Annotated in this window: 9 protein-coding genes; 7 read left to right on the forward strand and 2 right to left on the reverse strand. The window is 54.2% G+C overall.

All coding sequences use genetic code 11. The annotated features are described in order from the left end of the window. Positions 1-195: 195 nt before the first annotated feature. Positions 196-1,332 carry a TDT family transporter gene (locus GSQ82_RS10485; protein ID WP_158792253.1) on the reverse strand — a complete coding sequence of 379 codons (1,137 nt, stop codon included), beginning with the start codon at positions 1,330-1,332 and terminating at the stop codon, positions 196-198. A 914-nt stretch (positions 1,333-2,246) separates the two neighbouring features. Here GSQ82_RS10485 and GSQ82_RS10490 point away from each other — a divergent pair. The 7 genes from GSQ82_RS10490 to GSQ82_RS10520 all read left to right on the forward strand — a co-directional run bounded on the left by GSQ82_RS10490 (position 2,247) and on the right by GSQ82_RS10520 (position 9,698). Continuing rightward, positions 2,247-3,278 (forward strand): DUF4331 family protein, encoded by a 1,032-nt coding sequence (locus GSQ82_RS10490; RefSeq protein ID WP_158792254.1) that lies wholly within the window; start codon positions 2,247-2,249, stop codon positions 3,276-3,278. A 233-nt stretch (positions 3,279-3,511) separates the two neighbouring features. Then, positions 3,512-4,711, forward strand: a complete 1,200-nt coding sequence (locus GSQ82_RS10495) for a cupin domain-containing protein (RefSeq protein ID WP_254061571.1) — start codon at positions 3,512-3,514, stop codon at positions 4,709-4,711. 175 nt (positions 4,712-4,886) lie between these two features. Beyond that, positions 4,887-6,173 (forward strand): condensation domain-containing protein, encoded by a 1,287-nt coding sequence (locus tag GSQ82_RS10500; protein ID WP_158792256.1) that lies wholly within the window; start codon positions 4,887-4,889, stop codon positions 6,171-6,173. 282 nt (positions 6,174-6,455) lie between these two features. Continuing rightward, positions 6,456-7,403: a purine nucleoside permease gene (locus GSQ82_RS10505; protein ID WP_158792257.1), complete on the forward strand. Its 948-nt coding sequence runs from the start codon at positions 6,456-6,458 to the stop codon at positions 7,401-7,403. Between the two features lie 253 nt (positions 7,404-7,656). Next, positions 7,657-8,565 carry a catalase family peroxidase gene (locus GSQ82_RS10510; RefSeq protein WP_254061572.1) on the forward strand — a complete coding sequence of 303 codons (909 nt, stop codon included), beginning with the start codon at positions 7,657-7,659 and terminating at the stop codon, positions 8,563-8,565. Beyond that, complete coding sequence (locus GSQ82_RS10515) at positions 8,562-9,122, forward strand: cytochrome b (RefSeq protein WP_158792259.1); 561 nt, start codon at positions 8,562-8,564, stop codon at positions 9,120-9,122. Before GSQ82_RS10510 ends, GSQ82_RS10515 begins: the two co-directional genes overlap by 4 nt. Positions 9,123-9,197: 75 nt before the next feature. Beyond that, the gene (locus tag GSQ82_RS10520) at positions 9,198-9,698 is read left to right on the forward strand and encodes a DUF302 domain-containing protein (RefSeq protein WP_158792260.1); all 501 of its coding nucleotides are present in this window, start codon (positions 9,198-9,200) and stop codon (positions 9,696-9,698) included. A 184-nt stretch (positions 9,699-9,882) separates the two neighbouring features. Here the strand turns inward: GSQ82_RS10520 and GSQ82_RS10525 are convergent. After that, positions 9,883-10,386, reverse strand: a 504-nt coding sequence (locus GSQ82_RS10525) for a hypothetical protein (RefSeq protein WP_216847067.1), incomplete at its 5' end; no start/stop codon positions are given.

Consider the following 10,386-nt stretch of genomic DNA (forward strand, 5'->3'; position numbering starts at 1 on the left):
GCACCAACTGACGAACGGCTGGGGCAAAGTTATGGAGCCGAACTCTCCGCAGTGGCGGGAAACCTCATTTTTCGCGAATGAGCGAGCGCCACCTAGAAGCTTAGATTTCATATGCGACGGGAAACCGCGGAAGAAATTGCTGTTGGCAAGGGCGTAGCCGCCTTGCAAAAAGATGGTTGGAACAGTCGCACCTCTCTAGGAGGGGCCAACGATGAGATCCTCCGGAATCGCGCCGGGAACCAGACAGGGGGAGTGAAACAATGCTCCAGTCCACGCTCCGCGGACTGTTCTGGTTGCGACGAGTAGCCAAAGAAGACTTAGAGCGACCACCAAGACACCGCCCAGGACAAACAGGCTCGTAATGTTCGTCTGCCGGGCGACCGCCAGAACGGCGACAGAGTACACGCCAATTGGAAAGGTGAACCCCCACCAGCCGATATTAAAGAACATTCCTTGCCTCAAGTAGCGGATCGTTACGAGAATCGCCGTGAGGAGCCAAAATGCCCCGTACCCCAAAAAAGCGATCGCGCCAATCAGTCCGATGCCATATGCGGTCTGGCCCACAGCCGCGAAGCCTGCCGAGGGTAGAATCTTCAACGCATCGACTCCCAACGAGACCAGGCCGAGTGCTCCGGTGCCAATCGGCCCGAGGGCAAGCCACGAGGTTGCCGCCATATCTGCAGGTGGAAGGTTATGCAGGATCATGCGTAAGAGAAGAATTGTGAGAATGCTCAATGCCAGTGGCACAGAAAAGGCCCAGAGCGCATAGGAGACGAAAACGATCCGCATGGCAATCGGTGGTGCAAGGAAAGGCGCAAGAACACCTCCGCTCGCAGCACTTACCTCAGCGGCAACAATCGGTAGCAGCCAGATGGCGGTCATGCGGTCCAATGCATGTTCCTGACGCGTAAACATTAAAAAAGGAATGGCGACTCCACAGAAGATTGCCAGCAAGACATCGACCCACCATAGCGATCGAGCGAATATGACAACACCGTTTCTCCAGATTGGTATCCCGAAGGCCAGCAGCCCGTTAATGATTGTCGCATGCGCCATCGGGATCGCCCCGAAGAACATCGAGACGGTAGAGTGCGAGAAGACACGGCGTGCTTCAGCAGTAAAAAAAATCCATCGCGCCACGTAGACGAGCAGAAAGAGGCAGAACAAAGCTATGTTTAGAAACCATAAGTCCACCGCGACTAGATGAATGAGCTTTAGTTGGATTGGAAATTGATTCAGGGCGAGAGACAAAATGCCGGTCCCCATCGTCACAGTGAACCAATTGGGAGTGAATTGCCTAACGACTTCTCGGAACGGCTTGCGGTGTGTCATATTTTTGTCCAAAGCTGCTGGCTCCCCTCGGCCAATGCATGACGTGGCGGATAGTTCGGTCGCTAATTCGCTGGCCTCTGCTGAAAGATTCAGCGTTGGTAATAGGCCGCTTGTTGATTCCAATCTGCTCGTTCGTGGCGGCCATCCGGCGCTCCATGACCGCAACGTCCGGACGACTAACTCCTGAAGGGCAATCCAGGAGTTGGTCGTCAGTTGACAATAACAGGCCAATGCACTCATCCAAATCTCGGCTTCCTTTGCTGGGCGGGGCGTATGGGCTTGCGGCGGCTAGCCGTCTCGTGCTCCAGAAGAAACTACAGAGCATTCAAGGTTTCCCTTCGCCACGGTGCAGAGTAGCCCCGGCGATATGTGGCAGCACTCTGCGCAGCACGTTCGTTCGTCAACACGACAATCACCTTCACAGTGGTGACGATTCTCGTGGGGTACGGGATTTATGTTTGAGGGGCCTGCCAATCCGGGGACTCCTTTTTAGCCCGTCCTTCCCGTCCCCGGCACTGCTCCTGCATCGTGGAAACGCCTACGCCCTCCTACCCGACGGGCTTGTGCGATCCCGGAAGCGCGACGCACACAACTATCTCGAAGTTGCATTTTTTATGTCTACCGACTAAATTGTCAACAAGCGAAGTATCATCGCCAACAAGGGTTTTTGAATGCTGAGTTCTTTTATCTTCACTACCCATTCTGGCCAGACGTGGAGGTCATGCCTAATGCAATCAAATGAACAAACGGACGTTCCTGAGGCTAATACAAGCGAGATTACGGGTATCTCGCGTCGACGGGTTCTCATCGGCAGCGCAATTATGGTCGCGGGAATGAGTTTGCCCCGGGCCGCCTCGGCTCTCTCGATCCAAAGCAAGTCTCAATCAAATTTTGCAAATGAAAAGGGAGAAAGTATGTCTCATCATCTCGACTCACCCATCGCCCGGCAGGATGTTCGCCTCGATGTCACCGATCTCTACGTGTTCCGCGGCGAGACTGGGACCGCCTTTGTGATCAACGTCTGCCACTCTATCGCGAAGCCCCCCATTCCGGGCTACCATCCGGAAGGCATGTACGAATTCAAGGTCGATCTCAACGGCGATGCTGTGGAAGAGCTCACTTATCGCCTGACGTTCGAAGAGCGGGATGCGCAGGGAAAGCAGAAATACACCATTCGTCGCATCAGCGGCAAAGACGCTGTCGATCCGCACGCCGCCGGTACAGTGGTCGCACACGGAGTAACGGATGAAACTGTTACGACCCCGTCGGGCCTGCGTGCCTGGGCCGGCCATGCAGGCGACCCCTTCTGGATTGAGCCGGATGTCTTGCACGCGGTGGGTCATGCGTTCCATGACGGCACAAAGGTTGACCTGGGCAGCTGGGAGCCGAGCAAGGCTAAGAACTTCTTTGCCGGTCAGACGGTATATGCGATTGTCCTGGAAGTGCCGGATGCTGAGTTGCTCGCCAGTGCGGGCGACAACCGCAAGATTGGAGTCTGGGCAGTCGCCACCCTCGCCACGGATGCCGGGGGATGGCGTTCAATCAACCGCATCGGTCTTCCGATGATCCCACCGCTATTCGCGCAATACAACGAAGATTTTGGCAATCGACTCAATGCCGGACATCCTTCGGAGGACTTCGCAACTTACGGAGCCCATGTCACCCAGTCCATCGAAGACGTAGTTGCTGCATACGGTACGGCTGAAGATCCCCACGCCTATGCGGAGAAGATCGCTCATCGGCTGTTCCCCAATATGCTGCCGTACACCGTTGGCACGCAGGCGTCGTTTGGCTTCGTTGAATGGAACGGTCGTACCCTCACGGACAATGCACCCAACGTGATGTTCTCTACCGCGGCGAACACGCCGATTCAACTCGGGATCGGAAAGGAATCGATCACGTCGAAGCCAAGAAAGACATTCCCCTACGTTCCAGTTGCAGTGTAAAAACCGGTCGACTATTTCTTGAAGCTAATCTCAGTCCAGGAATGCTCGAATATTTGACTGGGGGTCATCCAGGAGACCAGTTCGCGAAAGTTCAGGACCGGGAGCAATCATCAGCGAGAGCGAAAACAGTGGACTGCTAACGCACTTGGCACAACCAGAGGCTATGAATAATGAGCGATCTTACAGATGAAAGATCGATGCTGGAACACCCATCCCGGAGAAACTTTCTTGGGATGGGTTCCGTAGCCTTAGCTACAGCTGCTCTAACAGGGCTGACGGCGAATGCCCAGACGCAGACCAGTACAAAGACGGCGGAACACGATCACTCTTCGAGCGATCCGGGGCAGGAAAACAAAGCTCTCCTCGCACTCAACCCAAACTCCAACAATCCGCCACCCACCGATCACGGCGACATAGTCCCCTTGTGGTATTCCTTCGACCTCGTCAAGAAACGAGTAGAAGAGGGTGGGTGGACACACGAGGTGACCGAGCGTGTTCTTCCTTCATCGAAGGATATTGCGGGTGTGAACATGCGTCTCACGGCTGGCAGCTACCGCGAGATGCACTGGCACACTGCGGATGAGTGGGCCTATGTTCTCTACGGCAAAGCCCGCGTAACCGTTATGGAACCTGATGGCAATATGTTTATCGGCGATGTGGAAGAGGGAGATTTATGGATCTTTCCGGCTGGACATCCTCACTCAATTCAGGGCCTTGGTCCCGACGGCACTGAGTTTCTGTTGGTCTTCAACCAGGGTGCCTTTTCTGAAGATGGCACAATGTTGCTCTCCGAGTGGATTGCTCATACACCGCCGGAGGTCCTCGCGAAGAACACAGGCCTAGATGCCAGCGTCTTCTCAAAGACGCCTGGCGCTCCGCTCTACATCTTTCCCGGCAAAGAACCGGGTTCCCTGGAGCAAGACAAAACCGAAATTGGTGGCCAACAGGTGGCTGCCAAGTCCGAGTACACTTTTCGCTTGAAGACAATGGAGCCCACAAGATCGAGTAAGGGGGGTTCGCTTCGCATCGTGGATTCCCATAACTTCCCAGTGTCCAAGCACATTGCCGCTGCTCTGGTTATCTTGAAACCGGGAGGAATGCGAGAGCTGCACTGGCATCCCCAGGCTTCCGAGTGGCAGTTCTACATTGCCGGCAAGGGACGTATGACGGTCTTTTTCCCGGTGGCCAATGCACGCACAATGGACTTCAATGCCAACGATGTAGGATATGTGCCAAACAACGCTGCGCACTATATCGAAAACACAGGCTATACGGATCTGGTCTTTCTCGAGACATTCGCATCTGAGGAGTTCCAGGATGTATCACTGAATCAATGGCTCCGACGCGTTCCAAGCGAGATGCTCAAGGCCCACTTGAACATCGATAAGGAGCTTGCTCTCAAGATCCCAGCCGACAAGCTTGGCGTTATCTAGCGGTTCGGTATTAAGAACCTCGACCATGCAGGGTGGGGTTTTGTATCCCACCCTGTTCAAGTTCGCACTGAAAAACTCCGGCAGAGCCGCATCGATTTCATTGCGCCTGTAGATACGAACATCTGAGCTGTGTCGATACTGCTCGGAAAACCACGACGACGATAACAAGGATACTGTGACGCAATCCACTGCTCTTACTTCCGTAAATAAAGTGACCAGCCTAAGACCGCTGGGGGCGCTCGAACACATCTTTTGGTTAATGGATCAAAATTACCCCTCACATTTCATCATGATTGCAAGCGTCACAGGGACTACTGCTGCTGAAGACTGGCGTCCCGCACTGGATGCCGCGCAGCGACGGCATCCCCTCTTGAGAGCGGCTATCTTCGTGAACTCGTCGGGGATGCCAGAGTTTTACGAGGATGCTGAATCGAAGATTCCGCTCCGGATTGTAGATGGAACGCTGGGCAACTGGGAGTCTGAAGTAGAACGGGAAAAAGAGAGAGGATTTGACTGGAAACAAGCCCCACTGGTTCGATGTGTCCTGGTCCACAAGGCAAATGAGGCGACCTTGATTGTTGCGGCTCACCACTCGGTCAGCGACGCAGCTGGAATTCTATTTGTAATCCGCGACATCCTTCAGGCGCTCTCCGGCTGCGATATAGGTCTCCTGCCGCTCCCGCGAAACGAGGAGGAGCTAATCGGACAACACCAGAGTACGGTGGATTCTCTCCAATCTCCATCGAATCACACTGACTCTCCCATAGTCTTACCATCTACCTTTCGAAAGGACGATGGAACTCCTATTCGCATCTGGCGTCTGCGCCTTTCTCAGGAATTCACAGCAACGCTTCGTCAATGTGCACGAGATGAGCAGACGACTGTGCATGCAGCGCTTTGCGCTGCCCTGGTTACGGCAGGCAGAAGCAGTATATGGCGTGACGGTATTGTGCGTGTTTTCTCGCCGGTCAATATCCGAGAGCTTCTAGGAGCCGGTGAAGACTGCGTAGTTTGTCTGGGAGCAGGAGCACAGGATTCTTTCGAACCCCAACGGCCTGCAGACTTCTGGGACTTGGCTCGCTTTGCTAACGAGCAGATGGGAAACCAGAAAACAATTGATGGGGCGATCCGGGCTAAAACCATCTGGGAATCCGTTGCAACCAAGGATCTCACCGTGGAAGCAACAGCGAATGTGGTGGCGAATGTATTCGCACGCGACATGATGGTCTCGAATGTGGGTGTAGTTCCATTTGACACAAAGTTTGGCGATTTAACGCTGGAGACCATATGGGGACCGGCGACATTGGGAGGATTAGAGGGAGAATATAACGTCGGTGTGGCGACTACAAACGGGTCGTTGTCTATCGTCGTCACGAGCTACCTACCATCTGCCTTCCTCTTGGAACAGGCGGAATCCATTTTGATGGATGCGTGTATCAAGAAGGAAACAGGAGCGCGGTAGCGGTTCTAATTACAACAGGGTCGGATACAGAATCCCACTCTGCATAGTCGAGCCTTTTATTGCTGAACAACTAGTTGACGAGATCGAACGAATACCGCAAGGGAACTGTATCAGATGACAACACTATCAACATTTTGCCGTTTTACCACTTTGATCAACCCTCAGAAGGGAAGAGTAGCAGCGGCCTGCGTCCTTGCATTTCTACTTGGAACAACTGTCCAGGCTCAGAGCCGAAATGCGCCGCTCTCATCTTCCGCAGATTCCGGCCGCAGGGTAAGAGTCATGATCGTCACGATGTTCGGTCTTGAAGCCAAAACGTGGCTAGACCGTCTAGGTCCGTGGGAAGCGATTAAAGTTCCAGGCTTAGCTCCGGATTACCCAGATGTCCATTGCAATCGCAAAGATGTTTGCGTGATGACAACAGACATGGGACATGCCAATGCAGCGGCGTCTACTATGGCGTTAACCTTCACCAATCAATTCGATCTACGCTACACGTATTTTCTTGTCGCGGGAATAGCCGGTATCGATCCATCGCGGGGTACCCTTGGCTCGCCTGCATGGGCCAAATACCTGGTGGAGTTCAGTGCGCAGTGGGAGATGGATTCCCGGGAGAAACCCTTGGATTGGCCAAGTGGGTTCGTTGCGGTGGGCGCTAAAACTCCGGACGCTCTGCCTAAAATCGAGAATCATACTGAAGTGTTCAAGCTTAGTTCGGCACTTGCGAATGCTGGATTTGTACTTTCACAAAACGTTGCACTGGCGGACAGCGCGGAAGCGAAGGCAACACGTGCGAAGTTTACTTATGCTCCTGCAAATCAACCACCAACGGTTCTTCAGTGTGACACGCTTTCAGATGACACATGGTGGGGGGGCGATTTGATTGGCGAACGCGCTCGGATTTGGACGAAACAGGTAACGCATGGGAAAGGCACATACTGCACCTCGCAGGAGGAAGACAACGCGACATTCGAGGCATTGAAGAGAGCCGCAGACGCAGGACGGTTAGATATAAAGCGAATCGCTGTGTTGCGCTCAGGGTCGGACTTTGATCGTCCATACAAAGGCCAAAGCGCATCTGAGAGCCTCTTCAGCTTCCAATCGGCAGGAGGCTTTGCGCCGGCAATCGAGAATGTCTATCGTGCAGGATATCCTCTGATAACGAATATCGTGGACCATTGGCCAGTATGGCTTGATGGTGTACCTGCGCAACTTTCTGAACAGAAGTAGTAATGGATGATTACATCCCTGCACCTGATGAGAAAATCTGCTGGACCGTGGGCAGCTTAACAAGTTCTAGCGCCGTTATCTCGAATGTAAAAGGAAGGTACGAATGGCTCAGTCACCTCCACCGCCAAGAGGTTTTCCGCTTGGATCACTCGCAATTATCGCTGCTGTCGTTGCCGTAGCCGCTACCGCTTTTGCCTATACGGCAGGGTGGTTATCGCCTCATCGACTTACGCCTAAGAAATTGGTCGCGTCATTGGCACCCGCCGAAGGCCCGGCATTGGGACATCGCCGCAATCACACGAAAGGCATCTGCTTCTCCGGAACGTTCGACGCCAACGGCAATGGATCGGCCCTCTCTAAGGCGCAGGTTTTCATCCGTGGCCAGTATCCAGTTATAGGTCGCTTTAATCTCGCGAGTCCGAATCTGAATGCCGTAGATGCCATGGTGCGCGTGCGCGGTCTCGGTATTCAGATTACCCAATCGGATCACCAGGAATGGCGCAGTGCAATGATTGACGCGCCGATCTTTCCTGTTTCAACGCCGCAGGGTTTCTATGAACTGCAGATGGCCTCTGGCAGCAAAGACCCCGACGCCATGAAGAAGTTCATTGGCGCGCATCAGGAATTTTTATCCTTCCTCGGTTGGGCCAAAAGTGCCCCCTGGACTGGGAGCTATGCGGAGCAGCGCTATAACAGTCTCGACTCTTTTGTATTTACCGATCAGTCTGGCGCCAAGCATTCAATCCGCTGGTCGCTGGTTCCGGCAGCACAAACCGTCCCCATCTCGCCGGATGAGTTGACCAAGCGTGGCCCAGACTTCCTGGAAAAGGAGATCACGGAGCGGGTTGCTGCTGCACCCCAACGTTGGAGCTTGGTGGTGACAGTTGCAAACCCTGGCGATCCCACAGCAGACCCTAACAAGGCGTGGCCCGCAGATCGCCAAACAGTCGAGGTTGGTACGCTCACGGTCCAGCAGATCGAAGCGGAGCAAGACGGCCCATGCCGTGACATCAATTTCGACCCTACGGTTTTGCCCAATGGAATCGGCACATCGGATGACCCATTCCCGGCAGTTCGGTCGGCCGCGTATTCACGATCATTCAACAGCCGCACAGCCGAGGAATCGCACTATCCGCGCACCACAACAGGAGGCAAGCAATGACAACGAGCCGCACACGCTTTACCGCACCGCAGCGGCTGCTTCATTGGCTCATGGCAATCTGCGTTCTCTCCATGTTGTTCATCGGCGTAGGCATGGTTTCAACGGTTGCTTCTAAATATTTGACGTTGGTGCAGATTCATAAGTCGTTGGGTATCGGTATTTTGCTGCTTGCACTCATCCGTTTGGCGCTTCGCATCTGTTATGGCGCCCCCGCGCTGCCAGCCGATATATCAGAGCCCATGAAGCTGGGCGCATATCTATCGCAATATGCCTTCTACGCGCTGATGATTGGTATGCCTCTCCTCGGCTGGGGAATGATGTCCGCAGCCGCCTATCCGATAGTTATATTCGGTGTTCTGCATCTGCCGCCCATCCTGCCAGTAAGCGCCAAGCTGCATACGCTCTTGTGGCGTGCGCACTTCTACTTGGCGTTCGTTTTCTTTGCTCTCATCCTGCTTCATGTTGCAGCGATTCTCTTTCACAAACTGGTCAGGCGAGATGGCGTATTCGAGACCATGGCTCCTGAGATTAGACGCGCAAAGCCTGAGCCGAAATGATTCGCTTCGCGGCGCGAGACGCAATGCCCTAGCGCGACGTGCGCAGCATAGACTCAGGACACATGGAGACGAGAAATGACAACGAAGAAGATTTTGGTGGACCGGGTAACGTTTGTATCGAACAGCTCATTCGAAGAAGTTCTGGAGCGACTGGACAAAGGAATCGGACGGAAGAACTTCGGTGAGCTTGCACGTCAGATGAGCGAGACGAGGAGCTTTGAGGAGTTTTCCGAGGTGATTCATGGTGCAGTCGGGAGCGCGGACCTGATGGAGTTTCTGAGGCTCGATTTGGGAGCGGCGCTGCGGAGGGATCCAAACGCCAAGCCGTACAAGATCGTTCGAATTATCGCTGGGAACCCACTGATCATGAAGCAGATGACGGAGTCCGTGCCGGATGCGGGCTCTTATGCGCCAGTGACGATTCTGGTGTATGAACGGGGAGACGGCGTGCATGTGTCGTATGACACGATGGCGAGCCATCTGGCTGGTGCCAAGAGCGAGCGGGCGATGCAGGTGGCAAAGGACCTGGATGCGAAGGTGCTGCATCTTCTGGAAGAGGCCACGGCCCCTCAGTAAGGGCAATAAGTGGCTATCGATATTTAGCGTTTTTTCCGTACTTCGGGGCGAGCGTAAGGGCATTTGATGGTGCCCTCGCGGCTCTGGGGCAGTACGCCGGTGCCGATGCGAAGGCCGATGAGACGTTGGAGGGGGTGGCGACCGGCCGTAGACGAGATGCCAGATATCGTACCTGCGAGCAGCCCTACGCTGATATCTGTCGCGAAACCGCGAAGGACTGCGCCTGGATCACTGTTTGCACAACCGTTTCGCCGTTCGGGTCGCTGTGAGGATTCACGGGGACAAACACTGCGGTTCCTTCCCTGCGCGCGAACGTATTGCATACAACCAACACACGCATCATCAAGATCGCCGTGCGTACGTCGCCGAAGCTCAAGCCCAACCACCCTTCATAGGAATCGTCCGAAGAGCAAAGGCCGGTCTTTTCAAGGATCGAAACTGCCATTTTGTTGGAGAGCATCCGCTGTCTGTCTGGTTGAAAGTCGTGATCGAAGAGCACAGTCTGCACCAACGGTGACTTCGACTCCATCCTAGAAAATAGACTCGCGATGGCTTGGTGCTGCTCTGGTGTCGTGTGGTCAAGCCAGTAGTGACAGGTCTTCGCAATCACTGTAATGACATTCTTTATCTCTTTCTCAACTCTGTAAAAAGGTCCCGCGGGGAGATCGAGCCATAGACCGTCGAAGCG

This window comes from Granulicella sp. L60 (assembly GCF_009765825.1).
Classification (GTDB): Bacteria; Acidobacteriota; Terriglobia; order Terriglobales; family Acidobacteriaceae; genus Edaphobacter.

Coding starts and splice junctions, on each gene's coding strand:
- GSQ82_RS10485 (WP_158792253.1), bottom strand. CDS start 1,332: ATGACACACCGCAAGCCGTTCCGAGAAGTCGTTAGGCAATTCACTCCC.
- GSQ82_RS10490 (WP_158792254.1), top strand. CDS start 2,247: ATGTCTCATCATCTCGACTCACCCATCGCCCGGCAGGATGTTCGCCTC.
- GSQ82_RS10495 (WP_254061571.1), top strand. CDS start 3,512: ATGGGTTCCGTAGCCTTAGCTACAGCTGCTCTAACAGGGCTGACGGCG.
- GSQ82_RS10505 (WP_158792257.1), top strand. CDS start 6,456: ATGATCGTCACGATGTTCGGTCTTGAAGCCAAAACGTGGCTAGACCGT.
- GSQ82_RS10515 (WP_158792259.1), top strand. CDS start 8,562: ATGACAACGAGCCGCACACGCTTTACCGCACCGCAGCGGCTGCTTCAT.
- GSQ82_RS10520 (WP_158792260.1), top strand. CDS start 9,198: ATGACAACGAAGAAGATTTTGGTGGACCGGGTAACGTTTGTATCGAAC.